The organism is Bacillus sp. FJAT-26390 (assembly GCF_001682865.1).
Lineage (GTDB): Bacteria > Bacillota > Bacilli > Paenibacillales > Paenibacillaceae > Pristimantibacillus.
In genome coordinates, this window is the sequence record NZ_MAQX01000022.1 from 403,197 (window position 1) to 419,459 (window position 16,263).

Sequence of the window (16,263 nt, forward strand, 5' to 3'; positions counted from 1 at the left end):
TTTGCTATAATGGATGAAGCAACTTTCAGAGAGTATGCTTTCGAAGCAAGTTTTACCTTGTAAAACTTTAAGCATATGCTTACGAAGCAAGTTTTACCTTGTAAAACTTTTAAGGAGATGGCCGTTTGCGCGTTCTTGGAATTGACCCTGGTTATGCAATCGTTGGATTTGGCTTCATAGATAAGATCGGACATAAGCTTACGCCCGTGCAATACGGCGCCATTCAAACGGAAGCGCATACGGCACCCGAGCAGCGGTTGCTGCAGGTTTATGAGTCTGCGGGCGCTTTGATGGATAAATATAAGCCGGATACCGTTGGGATTGAGAAGTTGTTTTTTAACCGCAACGTAACGACGGCCTTTGACGTGGCGCAGGCGAGAGGCGCTATTATTTTGGCGGCAGCGCAGCGCGGCTTGCCTATCGGCGAGTATACGCCGCTGCAGGTGAAGCAGGCTGTTGTCGGCTATGGGAAAGCGGAGAAGAAGCAAGTGCAGGAAATGGTCAAAATGTTTCTGAAGCTCTCGGCGGTGCCTAAGCCGGATGATGTCGCCGATGCGCTGGCAGTAGCCATTTGCCATGCCCATTCCGTCGTTCTGACCCAGAAAATTAATGAGGTGAATCGTTCGTGATCGATTTTTTAAGAGGCATTGTCGTCCATTTGGACTCCGAGTATATCGTTCTGGACGTAAGAGATACAGGCTACCGCGTATTCACACCTAATCCTTACGCATTTGCCAAAAAGGAAGAGCCAGTTACCGTTTATATTCACCATAACGTCCGCGAGGACGCTATTTTGTTGTTCGGCTTTGAGACGAGGGAGGAGCAGACCTTGTTCCGCAAGCTGCTTGAGGTATCGGGTATTGGACCGCGCGTCGCTTTAGGCATATTATCGGGCGGCAGGCCCGATGCGGTTATTGCGGCGATTCAGCAGGAAAATATAGCGTTCCTTGTCAAGCTTCCCGGCATAGGGAAGAAAACCGCGCAGCGGATGGTTCTCGACCTGAAGGACAAGCTGATCGGCGCTGGGCTTGACGGCGGTTTATTAACGGCAGCGGGCGTTGCGCTTGATCTTACATCGAGCAGACATTCGGGACAGGGCGCAGGCACCGCTTGGCAGGAAGCGCGGGAAGGTCTCGCGGCACTCGGCTACACGGCTGCGGAGCTGGACAAAGCATGGAACGGGCTTCAGCATAGCGTAACGGCGGAGGAAACGGTCGACTCTCTGATGAAGCGGGCGCTGCAGCAGCTGTTTAAAGGCTAACGGAAGGAGATGAACGCAGATGGATGATAGAATCATTTCCGCTAACCTAATGATGGAAGACCAAGCGGTGGAGCTTAGTTTGCGTCCCCGCTATTTGGCTGAGTATATTGGACAATCAAAGGCCAAGGAAAACTTGAAAATATATATTGAAGCGGCAAAATTGCGCAAAGAAGCGCTTGATCACGTGCTGCTATACGGTCCGCCTGGACTTGGCAAGACGACGCTGTCGAACATTATCGCAAATGAGCTTGGCGTCAATCTTCGCACCACTTCCGGTCCGGCGATAGAGAGGCCAGGTGATCTGGCGGCACTGCTGACGAATCTGCAGGAGGGCGACGTGCTCTTTATCGATGAGATTCATCGACTGCATCGTACGGTGGAGGAAGTGCTTTACCCGGCGATGGAAGACTTTGCGCTTGATATTATGATCGGCAAAGGACCAAGCGCACGTTCGGTGCGGCTTGATTTGCCGCCATTCACCTTAATTGGCGCTACTACGCGGGCAGGCTTGCTGTCAGCGCCGCTTCGCGATCGTTTTGGGGTGGTCAGCCGATTAGAATTTTATACGGTGGATGAACTGGCTTTTATCGTTGCTAGAACGGCAGAGATTTTGAATGTCAGCATCGTAGGGGAAGCGGCCTCGGAGATTGCGATGCGTTCACGCGGGACTCCGCGTATTGCAAACCGATTGCTCAAGCGTGTGCGGGATTTTGCACAGGTACGCGGTGATGGCGTCATTACACATGACATCGCCCAATCCGCGCTTGAACTGCTCCAGGTTGATCCAATGGGTCTCGACAATATCGATTTCAAAATGCTTCAGGCGATGATGACCACTTTTGCCGGCAGACCTGTCGGTCTTGATACGATAGCAGCGACGATTGGTGAAGAAAGCCAAACGATTGAAGATGTGTATGAGCCTTATCTCATGCAAATCGGCTTCTTGCAGCGGACGCCGCGGGGCCGAATTGCTACCGATAACGCCTATCGGCATTTAGGTCTTCCAATACCCGGGAGGTAGCCATTCATGAGCCCGATAGCAAGCGGCAACAAGGAGAAGCTTTATGTCATTTACGATGGACAATGCAATCTATGCCTAGCTTCCGTAGCCAAGCTGAAGGAGCTCCATTCTAAGGCGGACTTACATTATGTGCAGATACAGCAATTGGAAGCAGAAGGACAAGCGCAGAAGCTTGTCCCGCATATTCGGTCATTGAAATTTGAAGAGCTGTACGAGAAAATGCATGTTGCCGATGAGAGAGGCGAGCTGTTTGCTGGAGCGGACGGAGTCGTTCGGATATTGAGAACGGTAAAGGGCCTGCGCTGGCTTTCTTCTTTTTACCGAATACCGGGAATGAAAAGAGCGGCTAATTATATTTATCGGTTTATCGCAAGCAGAAGATATGAATGGTTTGGCAAGACCGAACAAAGCTGTTCGATTAATGGGTGCGAGTTACCGCAAAGCGGAGGGGAGAATAACAAGCATGAAAACGAAACAATCCATTAAGCGATACATCATTATGGCTGCGGCGATTCTTTTGCTCGCTTCGGCTTGGACAGGTTCCCCGTCACAGGCGGCGGTTCCGAAGCTGGATAACATCCGGGTTGCCTTATTTATGCAATTGCCTGGGAAATATGATGATACGACTGCTGTTGCGACTTTCTCGTCAGCGGGCGGCATGAATATTGGCGTAAGGCAGCCAAATGGCACAAGCGATCTATTTAGCGTGAATGGAGCTGCTTCGGCACGTTTTACGCTAGACAGCTTTAAAGTAAAAGTGTTTGAGTCTTCTAATTTCGGAGCAGCGCAGGCTGTTTTCAAAAGGGTACAAGCGTTGAAGGGAGCAGCTTCCCTGACATCGCTATCCAAAAACGGCGCAATCGTCTATCAAGTTATAGAAGGTACATATAAGACTGCAGCTGAAGCGACAACGGCACAAACAAAATGGAATGGCGATGGCGAGCTATCCAAGCTATCCGGCGGCTTTAAGTCGCTGCTCCAAGGTCCTCTTCATCTAGAAAGCGCTCCTCTCGCTAGCAAGGACGCTGCTCAGGCGGCTGCAAGCGGCTTTGGCGCCGTAGGTCTCGATGCTTTCGTAGCTGTCCGTTCAGCGCAAGCTGGCGCAGCAAGCTACTCGGTCATGGTAGGAGCAGCCGTGACGGATGCGGAGCTTCAAATCGTGAAGGCGGCGGCTGCAAAGGCTGCAGGCGGTGGGGCGTTGAAGGACGCAGATTCAAAGGCTGCTTACTTGTTAGTAAGAAATGATCACTCCGTCAGCGCTCAAGCAGAGAATAGCTCCGAGCTTTATATGTTTGCAGGAAGCGATACGAAAATAGCGGTATCCCCGGCTGGCTCGGATCCGATCAAGCTGGCGGAGAGAAGCAATCGCAGCTATCGCGGCGTGTTTGAGCTAAGCGTGCTTAATGGGCGCATGGCCGTCATAAACGAGCTTCCTTTCGAGCAATACCTATATTCGGTGGTAGGCGTCGAAATGTATCCTACATGGCCGGCAGAGGCATTAAAAGCGCAAGCTGTAGCAGCACGCTCGTTTGCTTTGAACAAAGGCTTCGGCTTCCAAATCGCGCATGTTGTGGATACGACATTAAGCCAGGCTTATTATGGCGTAGGCTCAGAGCGTCCTTCCACAATAGCTGCAGTAGATGATACGGCAGGCGAGGTCGCTTTGTACAATGGCAAGGTCATAGAAGCGCTGTTCTCTGCCAATGGCGGAGGCATTACCGCTGATGCCAAAGAGATTTGGAACAACGCGGTGCCATACCTGCAAGCGGTGAAAAGCCCGGATACCTCGTCAGAGGCAGGTTTATACAACTGGTACAGAGTGGTGCTTCCAAGCGGAGCAATTGGTTACATTCGCGAGGATTTGCTAGATGAGACCGGACAAACGACGGCAGCAGGCAGCAAAATCATGCAAGTAAATACGAATGCTACAAAGGTGCGCAAGCATCCGCTCATTCAAGATACGATTCCTGTCATTGCGCAGGCGGAGAGCGGAACACAGGTTGTTGTACTTGAGAAAAGGGTAGAATCCAATTCGATGTCATGGGTACGCGGCCCTTATACTGCGCAAGAAATGCTTGCCGTTATTAATTCAAAAGCGAAGACCGCAATATCAGGTCCGCTAACAACGTTAGAAGTGAGCCAGCGCGGCGCTTCCGGGCGTGCAACGGAAGTGACGGCAAATGGTCAAAAGGTCGCGGTTTCCTATCCGGTTGATTACAGGGCTGCATTAGGCGTACAAGGCTCGCTGCCGAGCACCTTGTTCCAAATCGAGGAGACAGCCAAGGTCGCTTTGCTTGGCGCAAGCTCGGCGACACGCAATAAGCCGGCGGATACGGCGCCGGTGTATGCGATTGGCGCAGGCGGCAAAACCGCTCAGGTTGTTGACGCTAACTTGTTTGTTTTAGATGGAAGCGGCCAGATGAGGGCAGCAACGAAGGAGCCTTCTTATCGCATTATAGGCTCTGGCAACGGCCACGGAGTCGGATTATCGCAGTACGGCGCATTAAGCCTTGCGCAACAAGGGTATGACTATCAATATATTTTGAAATACTACTACAAAGATGTAACCATCGCTAAGGAATGATTGAATCGATATGAACGTAGAATGGTTTGATTTTGAATTGCCGGAGCGCTTAATCGCTCAGACACCCCTATTGGATAGAACAGCATCAAGGCTGCTTGCTCTTAATAAGCAGACAGGTGAAATTACACACAACAAATTTACCGACTTGGAGAACTATGTCCAAGCCGGCGATGTGCTCGTATTAAATGATACTAGAGTGATACCTGCCCGCTTGACAGGAATGAAGAGTGACACGGGAGCCAAGATCGAGCTGCTGCTGCTTAAGCAGCTTGAAGGCGACCGCTGGGAAGCTCTTGGCAAGCCTGCTAAGCGGCTTAAGGTCGGTACGGCACTATCCTTCGGTGACGACGGAGAAGGCAATCCGCTGCTGCGCGCAGTCATCGAGCAGGAAGGCGAGATGGGCGGAAGAACGATAAAGTTCGAGTACGAGGGCATCTTCCAAGAGCTGCTGGACCGTCTTGGCGAAATGCCATTGCCGCCTTATATCAAGGAGCGGCTTGAGGAAAGAGAGCGATATCAAACGGTCTATTCGAAGCATGCCGGCTCGGCTGCCGCGCCGACCGCGGGTCTGCACTTTACGGATGAGTTTCTGGAGAAGCTTCAAGCTAAGGGCGTTCAGCTAGCATATGTTACGCTGCACGTAGGACTAGGCACATTCCGTCCGATGTCTGTAGAGCTTGTTGAGGATCATGAGATGCATGCGGAGTATTATGAGTTGAATGAACAAAATGCCGCGATAATAAATGAAGCCAAACAGCGCGGAGCACGTATAATTGCTGTGGGGACAACTTCATCAAGGACATTAGAGACGGTTGCGGCACGCTTCGAGGGCAAACCTATTGAAGCTTGCAGCGGCTGGACGTCCATTTTTATTTTTCCGGGCTATTCGTTTGAGCTCGTCGATGCTCTTCTCACCAATTTTCATTTGCCGAAATCTACGCTGGTTATGCTCGTAAGCGCACTGGCTGGACGTGATGCTGTCATGAAAGCCTACGCGGAAGCGGTCGCGCATGATTATCGTTTTTTCAGCTTTGGCGATGCTATGTTTATTTACTAATTAGGAATAGGAAGCGTGAATTGTGGCTGTAAAATATGAATTAATCAAACAATGCAAACAATCGGGTGCTCGGCTTGGGCGGGTACATACTCCCCATGGCATTATCGAGACGCCAACCTTTATGCCGGTAGGCACGCAGGCTACCGTCAAAACGATGAGTCCGGAAGAACTTAAAACGATGGATGCTCAAATTATTTTGAGCAATACGTATCATTTGTTCCTTAGACCAGGCCATGACATCGTTCGGAATGCAGGAGGCCTGCATAAGTTCATGAACTGGGATCGCCCGATTCTAACGGATAGCGGCGGTTTTCAGGTGTTCAGCTTAAGCGAAATGCGCAAAATTACGGAAGAGGGCGTTCATTTCCGTTCCCACCTCAATGGCGACAAAAAATTTCTTTCACCCGAAGTAGCGATGGAAATTCAAAACGCGCTAGGCTCGGATATTATGATGGCATTTGATGAATGCCCGCCTTTCCCGGCTGAGCATGATTATGTGAAGAAATCGCTGGAGCGGACGACTAGATGGGCAGAGCGCTGCCTCAAAGCGCATGCAAGGCCTCATGATCAAGGATTGTTCGCGATTGTGCAGGGCGGCATGTACAAAGATTTGCGTATTCAAAGCGCAAACGATTTGACTTCCATGGATTTCCCGGGGTATGCTATTGGTGGACTGAGTGTAGGCGAGCCTAAGCATCTTATGTACGATGTTCTCGATTATACGGTTCCCATTTTGCCGGCTAATAAACCGCGTTACCTAATGGGAGTCGGATCGCCGGACGCGCTGATTGAAGGCGCTATCCGCGGCATCGATATGTTCGACTGCGTACTGCCGACCCGAATTGCCCGGAATGGGACAACGATGACTAGCCAAGGCAGACTTGTCATTCGCAATGCGAAATACGCCGAAGATTTTAGTCCACTAGATCCAGAGTGCTCCTGCTATACATGCACGAACTACTCGCGGGCTTATATCCGGCATTTAATTAAAGCCGACGAGACTTTCGGTATGAGATTGACCACGTATCACAATTTGCATTTCTTGCTACAACTCATGCGGGACGTTCGGCAAGCGATTATGGAAGACCGGCTGCTTGATTTCCGGGATTCCTTCTTCACGAGCTACGGCCTGTTCGATAATGAGAAAGGGTTTTGAAAGGGGGGGATTTCGGTATGCTAGCAGCAGATGCAGGTGGTTCAGGTAATATTCTAGGTATGATTTGGCCGTTTGTGCTTATGTTTGCGGTGTTTTATTTCTTACTTATCCGTCCGCAGCAGAAGAAACAAAAGCAACGTACTTCCATGCTTAACCAATTGAAAAAAGGCGATAAAATTTCAACAATTGGTGGTTTGCACGGTACGGTTGTGGAACTCAGCGACGATACAGTTGTTCTTCGTGTAAACGATACAACAAAAATGACGTTCGAGCGCAGCGCAATCAACACGATCATTAACTCAGCACCAGCAGTAACGGAGTAATATACTTAAGCGCAAAGAGCGGCTGACATGTAACGATGTCAGCCGCTCTTTTTTTTATTTTTGTAAACAAGTTAAGAAGCTTATTTCTTCATATTAACCCCGATCATGCCGCCAAAGGCGCCAGCCAGCAGAGATGCCCCTAGCAGGAGGAGGCTGTGCATCGATATCGAAGCGTTTGAAGCAAGAAAACTGATAATGATGACAATGACACCATACAATAAGCCGAGCAATGCGCCATTGTACCAGCCTTTGTTCTCCGATCGTTTTCCAGAGGTAAAGCCGCCCGCAAGTGAAGCGAATCCATGCACCATTAATGCATTGGCAGGCAAGCTGCTCTCTTTCATGCTGGTAAAATGCAAAAGCAGCGAGAGCAGCAAGGCGCCAACTGCCAACCAAATAATGGAGAAGAGCACTCCGGCAAGCAAAGGTGAAGCAATTAATGGCGGTTTAGGAGCTTGTTTAACCGAACTCATCAAATTTCCCCCCAACAAAAGGTACGTATTACTAAACCATATGGTCAAGCATTAAGGAATAGTACAACTTATCCTCGCGTTAGCAAGTATTTATCGGGAAAAATTGGGCCATTGCCATATATTCGTGTAAGTTGCCTCAGTATGATGTCTATAAGCGTAGGTCAGAATAGCTGTACGGACAAACACAGCTGACATCAGCTCGTATGACAAAGTCGAGGAGGCGGTTTCCGGTGGAATTTTGGAGCCTGTTGATTCGGACGGTGATCATTTATTTCGTCGTATTTTTGATCATGCGGTTTATGGGAAAACGAGAAATCGGAAAGCTTTCGGTGTTCGATCTCGTTATTTCAGTCATGATCGCGGAAATTGCCGTCATCGTAATCGAAGACATGGAACGCTCCATGTGGAGCGGCATTTTACCAATGGTGCTGCTGCTGCTTATACAGATTGGCAGTGCATTTATGACGATGAAAAGCAGAAAGCTAAGGCTGTTGTTTGATGGCAAGCCAAGCGTCATTATTGACAAGGGCAAGTTAAATAGCGATGTTATGCGAAAGCAACGCTATAATTTAGATGATTTGATGCTTCAGCTAAGGGAAAATAAGATCAGCGCCGTATCGGATGTCGAATTTGCCATATTGGAAACAAGCGGGAAGCTATCCGTCATTCCGAAGGATAACTCTGATGCTTCTGAAAACAATGATAACGATGATCAGCCTTCAGACCACTCCGACCAAAAATTTAAAAATTTTAATATGGACAATATCATCCCGCCGAAATATCGTTTCGAAATTTTGCCCGTGCCGCTCATTATGGATGGCAAAGTGCAGGATAAAAACTTGGAAAAGCTGGAGAAAACGAGATTTTGGCTTAAAAACGTTCTTCAGGAGAGAGGCGTATTAGATTTCAAGGACGTATTCTTTTGCACGATTGACCATAAGGGCAAGCTGTTTGTTGATATGCATGACAAAAAAAAGCGTTAAAGAGAGGGCTGCCCTTTCTTTAACGCTTTTTCGCTTTATTCACGACATGCTGCCTCATTTAAGCCAGTTGCCCAATATAGGAATTCGTTTTATGTCATGGCGATCAATGATTTTCATCGCTACCATAAGCAGCAAATAGACGATTACGCTTGCGGCGCACGCGAGCATCAGGTTAATCCATTCTGCCGGTAGCGGCTGACGATTCATCGTAAACTGCGCTGCTGCGCCCATGATGAGCATAGCTGCGCCAACTTTTACAAAATCAACAATTTTCATGTGAAAGCCGATGAAGCGGAGGACGCTAATGCCATGCAAAACGGTGACAAGCACAATGTTGACATTGATGGCGATTAAGGCTCCGTATATGCCGAATTCAGGATCGGATGCGAGCTGCACAATAATAAATAGCTTGACGATCGCACCGATTAGCGTGTTGATTAATGCGGTTCCAGGCTTGTTGAGCGCTTGAAGCGCGGCTTGAAGCGGCGCTTGCAAATAAATGAAAATACCGACTGGCGCGATGAGCTGCAGCATCGGGGCGATTTCGGTGTGATTATATAAAATGCGGCAAATCGGTTCTGCGAACAGCGTCATAATTACGACAAAGGGAGCGCCTGATACTAGAGCCAGCCTGAGCGATTGATGAAGCCTTTTATGGATTAAGGCGTTTTCGCCTTTTGCGGCAGCCTCTGACAGAGAAGGGACTAACGAAACGGCAAGGGAGTAAGTTAGTGCGGTCGGCAAAAGCAAAAGTGGAACAATCATTCCTTGCAGAGCGCCATACTGTGCGGTGGCGATGCCTGTTGCAATTCCAGCAGCCGCTAAGCTTCGCGCAGTAAGAATCGATTCAAGCAAATAAGATAAAGAGCCAACCATCCGGCTTCCCGTTACCGGAATCGACAGTCCAAGCAGCCTGCGCAGGACGGGGACGTTTTTGGAAGCGGATTGGTTGGGGCTGCCTATCGCTTCTTTAATTCGGGACTTGTCTCGGTAATATTTCCAGAGAAGTACAGCTAATCCGCCGATCTCGCCAACGACAGCGCCGAGCATAGCGCCTGCCGCTGCCCATTCCACCCCAAGAGGAAGGAGCATATAAGCAAAGGAGAGCGATGCAATGATGCGCAGAATCGTTTCGACGGTTTGAGATACCGCGGTCGGTATCATATTTTGTTTGCCTTGAAAGTATCCGCGGTAAACCGAGGAAATGCCGATAATAAGCAAAAGCGGCGTCATCACCATAAATGTGCGGTATACGCGGGCATCCGGCAGTACATGCTTCATGATCCACGGGGCACAAAGCAGCATTATGGCTGTCATCAAAATGCCAAGCGAGGTAACTAATGCCATCGCGGTTCGGAAAATATATTTCACGCGCGCTGAGTCGCCTTGTGATTCGGCTTCCGCAATCCATTTCGCAACGGCCAGCGGTATGCCGCCTGTAATTATGGTGAGCATGACGGTTAAAAACGGATAGCTGAGCTGATATAAGCCGACGCCTTCTGCGCCAATAATGCGTGGCAGAGCGATGCGCGGAACGAAGCCAAGCAACCGGTTAATAATGCCAGCGGCAAGTAAAATCATGGCTCCCTTAATAAAGGTTTGTTTGGTCTGCTTCGTCATCATATAATACCCTCTTCTCTATCGTGGAATAGCTGGTTAGCTTCTGCCTCGGTATAAGACGAAGCTATGAGACAGGCCGGTACTATCATCTTTATGCTCGGCATGTCCGATTCGATGTCATTCATTTTGCGGATTTGGGTTTATACGGGCAGGAATATGGCAAAGCCATAGCGAATAGTTGGTTTAGAGAAGTATTTAGGAGGCGCAGCATGGCAGACGAAGAGTTAATCCGAATGATCGAGGAGCTATGCAACAGCAAAGCGGAGGAATTTCAATTAATTGGCTATGAGCACGTCACAGGCCAAGAGGTTTGGGAGTGCGTTAGCGAGAAATATAATAAAACAGGTCAGCCCGAGCTTCACGAATTAGTGAACGATATTTTATCTCTAAAGGTGATGAAATTCATGAATTTCATGACGATAAGCGCATATAAGGGAACCCAATTTTAAGGTGAGGGTTTCTTTTTTTTTTGACTCGATTTTGCCGCGTCTGTATAATAGGAATATTGAGATCATAAGGGGGATTTAGACGTATGTTCGGGAAGAGAATTATTGCCTTCCTTGCGATCGTAGTCATTATGTTTGGCGTTATCGCTTGGACAAGCCCATCGCTGGTAAAAGACGTAAGGCTAGGCCTTGATTTAAAAGGCGGATTTGAGGTTTTGTACGAAGCTTCGCCACTTGAGGGCGGACAGGCTGTTACGCCTGAGTCACTGAAAGAAACAGCAAGAAGCTTGGAGAAAAGGATTGACGAGCTTGGTATTGTTGAGCCTGAGATTACGACCGAAGGCGCTAACCGTATTCGTTTGAGACTAGCCGGAGTTGCGAATGAGAATGAGGTAAGAGATATTCTTGCCAAACCTATCAATCTGACTTTCCGCGGTCCTGACAACAAGATTGAGCTTGATGGCAGTGATTTCAAACCAAACGGCGCTGGCATCGGTTACGACAGCTTAAGCAAGCCGTTCGTTACCATCGAACTGAAAGACGCGAAGAAATTCGAGGAAATTACGACTCGTTTGACGGGCCAATACTTAGCTATTTACCTCGATGACAAAGAGCTGTCCAGACCGAAAGTTAACTTTCCGATTTCCGGCGGATCCGCTCAAATCTCTGGTGAATACACGGTAGACGAAGCAAATGAGCTGGCAGATATGATCAACCTTGGCGCTTTGCCGCTTAAGCTGACTGAAAAATATACCCAATCCGTAGGCGCTAAGCTTGGCCTCGCATCATTGAAAGACACCGTTGAGGCGGGCATTATCGGTACGGTAATTATTTTGGTATTCCTAATCATCTTGTTCCGTATTCCAGGCGTTGTTGCCGGCATTACGGTTATTACTTATACGTGGCTCTTGATCGTTGTGTTCAATTTAATGAATGCGACCTTAACCTTGCCTGGTATAGCGGCCTTCGTACTCGGTATCGGTATGGCGGTCGATGCGAATATCATCATGTACGAGCGGATTAAAGAGGAGATTCGCAGCGGCAAAAGCTTGCTGTCTTCCTTGAAGTCAGGCTCGAAAAACTCGTTCCGTACGATCATGGATGCTAACATTACGAATATTATCGCGAGTGCAGTATTGTACTATATCGGCAATGGCGCGATTCGCGGCTTTGCGCTGACGATGATCTTCAGTATTCTAGTGAGTATGCTTACGAATATTTTCTTGTCTAGATTTTTGATTATGCTGCTTATTAAGAGCAATCTGTTTACAAAACCAAGCTATTACGGCGTGAAGGAGGCAGAAATCCGTGAACTTTAATACAAAAATACGTTATGACTTTATTGGGAACCGCAACAAGTTCTTTCTGTTCTCAATCACATTGACCGTAGTAGGTATCTTGTCCTTGCTTATTTTCAACCTCAACTTCGGGGTGGATTTTAAGGCTGGTACGAATATGGATATTTTAGTAGGCAAAGCGGTTACGCAGCAGGATGCCAAAGAAATTCTTGTGAAAGCAGGAATCGAGGGCATTACGCCTACGGTGGGCGGTACTGGAAACGAACGTGTTTCCGCTCGTTTTGACGAGGTGCTTACACAGACCAAAATCGTAGAAATTCAAGACGCATTCAAAGCGAAATTCGGCGATCAAGTATCGGCCGAGGTAAACGTCGTATCGCCTGATATGGCACAAGAGCTAGGAATCAAAACGATCTGGGCGATTCTTATCGCGAGCGTTGCGATTATGATCTATGTGATGATTCGTTTCGAATGGCGCTTTGCGTTAGCGGCGAACATTGCGATTTTGTATGATGCGTTTGTCGTTGTAGCGCTATTCTCGATTTTCCGATTGGAAGTGGATCTCCCGTTCATCGCGGCGGTGCTGACGACGATCGGTTACTCCATCAATGATAAAATCGTCATTTTTGACCGGATTCGCGAGAATCTCCGTTTTGGTCAGTTCAAAAACCGCGATCAGCTTGCGGAGATGGTCAATGCAAGCATTTGGCAAACGATGGCGCGTAATATTTATACGGTATTAGCGGTGCTGGTCGTAGCGGTTTGTTTGTTTATTTTCGGAAGCGAGTCAATCAAGCTGTTCGCGCTTGCGAAAATCATCGGTCTTACAAGCGGTGCTTACTCCTCGATTTGTATCGCGAGCCCGCTTTGGCTCTTGCTTAAAGGGAAGCAAAAACCGAAGGTTGCTGTTAAACCGACAGCTTAATTGGTTAGGAGATATTAAGCTGACGAAGTAGATTTTGCATTCGCAAAATCTAAGCACACGCTTACGAAGTAGATTTTGCATTCGCAAAATCTTTAGGAGGTACAAATGTCAACCACACAGCGATATGCAAAAGCAGAGTCCGCAAGCTGGGCCGGCTTATGGGGAAACATGCTGCTGGCACTATTTAAAGGCATAATAGGTTGGTTGTCAGGAAGCAAGGCACTGCTTGCGGATGCATTTCGAACGGCAGCCGAGGTTGCCGCTGGCATTATGGCTATATCAGGTTTACGGGCGAGCCGCCAGCGCAAAACAGCAAAGCCAAACGCGCCTTCGGAAGCGGAGGACACAAGAGGAGAAGCTGCGACTACGATTTTATTGTCTGTCGTGCTTCTCATTATTGGCCTTGAGATCGGAATATCCGCAATCCGGGATATTTCCGATGGCGTGACAAGCGCTCCTCATTGGAGTGCGGTTGCGGCGATTGCATTTTCTTTAATCGTTCAGCAATTGTTTTTTCCTTCGAAGGATCGATTGACCGGCCTTTATTGCTCGGCGGCTGCTTTGATAGGAGCAAGCGGAGCCATTATGGGCAAAATGCTGTCCGTTCCGGTGTTCTACTATTTTGATCCGGCAGCAGCGATCGTCATTGCGGTTATCGTCGTCATCAACGGTTACAGAATGGCTACGGTCTTCATTCGCAAAGACGGCAGCGGCAGCGTCTCGGAGGAAAATCCCGATGAGCTGATGCAGCTCGTTCAGCGCGTTGAAGGAGTCGTCACCGTGCAGTCGATGCGAGCGAAAGAGCACGGGCATTATGTCATAGCAGAAATGGTAATAAGCGTTAATCCGCGCATTTCTGTTCTTGAGGGTCATGAGATTGCAAAACGGGTAAAACAGCTCGTTATGAAACGTTTTATACATGTAACGGATGTTTCGATTTATGTTGAGCCTTATGATCCTGGTTATCCGTACAAGTCCAATCATGATCCGAATCAGGAGCAGATGCCGACACTGCTGCAATAAGATCTGCCAACAGCAGGAGAGGGGAAAGCAACATGATTCAAAGGAAGACAAGGTGGGCTGTAGCGCCATGGTCTTTAACCGATGAGGACAAAGCGAAAAATCTGGCTGCTGGGCTTAGCGTGCCTCCGCTAGTAGCAAGGCTTCTCGTTCAGCGCGGCTATGATGACGTCGCGGCGGCGGAACGTTTTTTGCGAGGCGGACAGGAGCATTTCCATGATCCTTATTTATTACTTGGCATGAAGGCGGCTGTTGATCGAATCCGATTAGCTGGCGCCCGCAACGAGAAAATAAGGATTTATGGCGATTATGACGCGGACGGCGTCTCAAGCACCTCTTTATTGGTCCATTTATTTCGTTCCTTGCAATACAATTTTGACTACTATATTCCACATCGTGCCTTGGAAGGCTACGGCTTGAACAACAAAGCGATCGAGCTTGCGGCAGCGGAAGGAATCGGGTTAATCGTAACGGTTGATACAGGCATTAGCGCTGTTCAAGAAATCGAAAATGCGAAGCAGCTTGGCATCGACGTCGTCGTCACCGATCATCATGAGCCGCCGGAGCAAATCCCGCAGGCAGCCGCTGTCGTTAATCCGAAACAGGCGGACTGCGGCTACCCTTTCAAAGGGCTTGCCGGCGTTGGCGTCGCCTTCAAATTGGCGCATGCCTTGCTGGAGCGGCCCCCGCTCGAATGGGCTGACATCGTATGCTTAGGTACGATTGCCGATCTAATGCCGCTGAAGGATGAGAATCGCATTTTGGTGCGATACGGCCTCGAGAGGCTGCGCAGCCATACCAGCGTTGGCTTTCGGGCACTGGCAGAAGCCGGCGGCATTGAGCTGGATGGCCTCACTGCGACAAACGTAGCATTTGGCATGGCGCCCCGCGTTAATGCAGCAGGCAGGCTGGATCATGCCAAGCGTGCGGTTGAGCTGCTGACGACCGAGGATTACGACAATGCGATTTTGGCGGCAATCGGGCTCGACAGCTTAAACAAGGAACGGCAGCGCGTTGTTGAGAGTATCGTGAAGGAAGCGGAGCAGCAATGGCAGACAAAGGTTGCGGAAGCAGCGGAGGCTGGGATAGATTCGCCGCCTGTCATCGTGCTTGCCGGCGAAGGCTGGAATGTAGGCGTCATTGGGATTGTCGCTTCAAAGCTGCTTGAGAGAAATTATAAGCCGGTTATTATTCTTGGCATAGATGAGCAGACAGGGATGTGTAAAGGCTCTGCGCGCTCCATAGAAGGCTTTGACCTGCATGCGGCGCTTACAGCCTGTGATGAGCTGCTCGATCATTACGGCGGACATCAGGCTGCAGCGGGCATGAGCCTTCATCGCGATCGATTGCTTGAGTTCGAAGGGCGTCTAGGCACACTTGCTTCTGAGTGGCTAAGCGCTGATGATTGGATTCCAAAAACATCGGTCGACCTTGTATGCTCAGTCAACGAGGCGACGCTTGAGACGATTACCGAGCTTGCGCAGCTGGAGCCGTTCGGGATGGGAAATCCATCGCCGAGGCTGCTGTTCCAGCGGACGGAGCTTGCGGATCGGCGCACGATAGGCAAGGAGTCGAAGCATTTGAAGCTGTCGCTTGGCGGCGGACGCCGAATGTTAGACGGAATTGGCTTTAGCATGGGGATGCTGGCGGAGAAGCTTAAGCCGGGCAGTAAAATCGATGTGATCGGCGAGTTATCCGTTAACGAATGGAACGGGCAGCGTAAGCCGCAATTGCAGCTGCACGATGTTCACTTTGATCCGGCAGCGGCAGATTTTCCGGAGCGCGAGCATTTCGGGAAAGTCTATCAGCGGCTAAAGCAGCTAGGGCAAGCGCCGCTGGAAGGATTAAACGCTCGCTTATCGCAGCAAAGCGGTTTATCCTTAGAGACGGTGGAGCTCATGCTGGATGTGTTCGAGGAGCTGCAGTTCATTGAACGAGGGAATGGCCAAATGATTGCGGCACCGTCGCCGCAAAAACAAGATTTGTCTGCTTCCGCTCGCTATAGAGAGGCTAAGCAGCAATTTGAAGCATCCCAATTATTAGTATAACGTATGAGATTTTAAACCAATTTGTTGAAATGGAAAGGGTTGACCTCT

General features: G+C 49.2%; 16 protein-coding genes. 14 read left to right on the forward strand and 2 right to left on the reverse strand.

The window, feature by feature from the left end:
• The first annotated feature begins 125 nt into the window (after positions 1–125).
• The 8 genes from ruvC to yajC are packed head-to-tail and all read left to right on the forward strand — an operon-like array spanning position 126 to position 7,402.
• Complete coding sequence (gene ruvC / locus A7975_RS18965; protein WP_053374809.1) at positions 126–629, forward strand: crossover junction endodeoxyribonuclease RuvC; 504 nt, start codon at positions 126–128, stop codon at positions 627–629.
• On the forward strand, positions 626–1,261 hold the full coding sequence (gene ruvA, locus A7975_RS18970) for a Holliday junction branch migration protein RuvA (RefSeq protein WP_053374810.1): 636 nt from the start codon (positions 626–628) through the stop codon (positions 1,259–1,261). Before ruvC ends, ruvA begins: the two co-directional genes overlap by 4 nt.
• A 19-nt stretch (positions 1,262–1,280) precedes the next feature.
• Positions 1,281–2,282: a Holliday junction branch migration DNA helicase RuvB gene (gene ruvB / locus A7975_RS18975; RefSeq protein ID WP_053374811.1), complete on the forward strand. Its 1,002-nt coding sequence runs from the start codon at positions 1,281–1,283 to the stop codon at positions 2,280–2,282.
• 6 nt (positions 2,283–2,288) lie between these two features.
• The gene (locus tag A7975_RS18980) at positions 2,289–2,768 is read left to right on the forward strand and encodes a thiol-disulfide oxidoreductase DCC family protein (protein WP_065386129.1); all 480 of its coding nucleotides are present in this window, start codon (positions 2,289–2,291) and stop codon (positions 2,766–2,768) included.
• Complete coding sequence (locus A7975_RS18985) at positions 2,746–4,866, forward strand: SpoIID/LytB domain-containing protein (RefSeq protein ID WP_065386130.1); 2,121 nt, start codon at positions 2,746–2,748, stop codon at positions 4,864–4,866. The genes A7975_RS18980 and A7975_RS18985 overlap by 23 nt, the downstream gene beginning before the upstream one ends.
• Positions 4,867–4,876: 10 nt before the next feature.
• Complete coding sequence (gene queA, locus A7975_RS18990; RefSeq protein ID WP_065386131.1) at positions 4,877–5,923, forward strand: tRNA preQ1(34) S-adenosylmethionine ribosyltransferase-isomerase QueA; 1,047 nt, start codon at positions 4,877–4,879, stop codon at positions 5,921–5,923.
• 19 nt (positions 5,924–5,942) lie between these two features.
• Positions 5,943–7,079 (forward strand): tRNA guanosine(34) transglycosylase Tgt, encoded by a 1,137-nt coding sequence (gene tgt, locus A7975_RS18995; protein ID WP_065386132.1) that lies wholly within the window; start codon positions 5,943–5,945, stop codon positions 7,077–7,079.
• Positions 7,080–7,096: 17 nt separating this feature from the next.
• A complete protein-coding gene (gene yajC, locus A7975_RS19000) occupies positions 7,097–7,402 on the forward strand; it encodes a preprotein translocase subunit YajC (protein ID WP_065386133.1) in 306 nt (101 codons plus the stop codon).
• Between the two features lie 80 nt (positions 7,403–7,482).
• Here yajC and A7975_RS19005 read toward each other — a convergent pair whose 3' ends face one another.
• Positions 7,483–7,875, reverse strand: a complete 393-nt coding sequence (locus A7975_RS19005; RefSeq protein ID WP_065386134.1) for a TIGR04086 family membrane protein — start codon at positions 7,873–7,875, stop codon at positions 7,483–7,485.
• Positions 7,876–8,078: 203 nt separating this feature from the next.
• On the opposite strand from A7975_RS19005, the gene A7975_RS19010 reads away from it, so the two are divergent.
• Positions 8,079–8,858 (forward strand): YetF domain-containing protein, encoded by a 780-nt coding sequence (locus A7975_RS19010; protein WP_065386135.1) that lies wholly within the window; start codon positions 8,079–8,081, stop codon positions 8,856–8,858.
• Positions 8,859–8,912: 54 nt separating this feature from the next.
• On the opposite strand, the gene spoVB is transcribed toward A7975_RS19010, so the two are convergent.
• Complete coding sequence (gene spoVB / locus A7975_RS19015; RefSeq protein ID WP_053374819.1) at positions 8,913–10,481, reverse strand: stage V sporulation protein B; 1,569 nt, start codon at positions 10,479–10,481, stop codon at positions 8,913–8,915.
• 206 nt (positions 10,482–10,687) lie between these two features.
• On the opposite strand from spoVB, the gene A7975_RS19020 reads away from it, so the two are divergent.
• From A7975_RS19020 to recJ, 5 genes are all read left to right on the forward strand, one after another.
• Positions 10,688–10,927: a post-transcriptional regulator gene (locus tag A7975_RS19020; RefSeq protein ID WP_053374820.1), complete on the forward strand. Its 240-nt coding sequence runs from the start codon at positions 10,688–10,690 to the stop codon at positions 10,925–10,927.
• An 83-nt stretch (positions 10,928–11,010) separates the two neighbouring features.
• On the forward strand, positions 11,011–12,243 hold the full coding sequence (secD, locus tag A7975_RS33170) for a protein translocase subunit SecD (RefSeq protein WP_082198301.1): 1,233 nt from the start codon (positions 11,011–11,013) through the stop codon (positions 12,241–12,243).
• The gene (gene secF, locus A7975_RS33175) at positions 12,233–13,147 is read left to right on the forward strand and encodes a protein translocase subunit SecF (protein ID WP_082198302.1); all 915 of its coding nucleotides are present in this window, start codon (positions 12,233–12,235) and stop codon (positions 13,145–13,147) included. The genes secD and secF overlap by 11 nt, the downstream gene beginning before the upstream one ends.
• A gap of 105 nt (positions 13,148–13,252) precedes the next feature.
• Entirely contained in the window at positions 13,253–14,170 is a 918-nt protein-coding gene (locus tag A7975_RS19030) for a cation diffusion facilitator family transporter (protein WP_065386136.1), read from the forward strand.
• Positions 14,171–14,202: 32 nt separating this feature from the next.
• Entirely contained in the window at positions 14,203–16,215 is a 2,013-nt protein-coding gene (recJ, locus tag A7975_RS19035) for a single-stranded-DNA-specific exonuclease RecJ (RefSeq protein ID WP_065386137.1), read from the forward strand.
• Positions 16,216–16,263 lie beyond the last annotated feature (48 nt).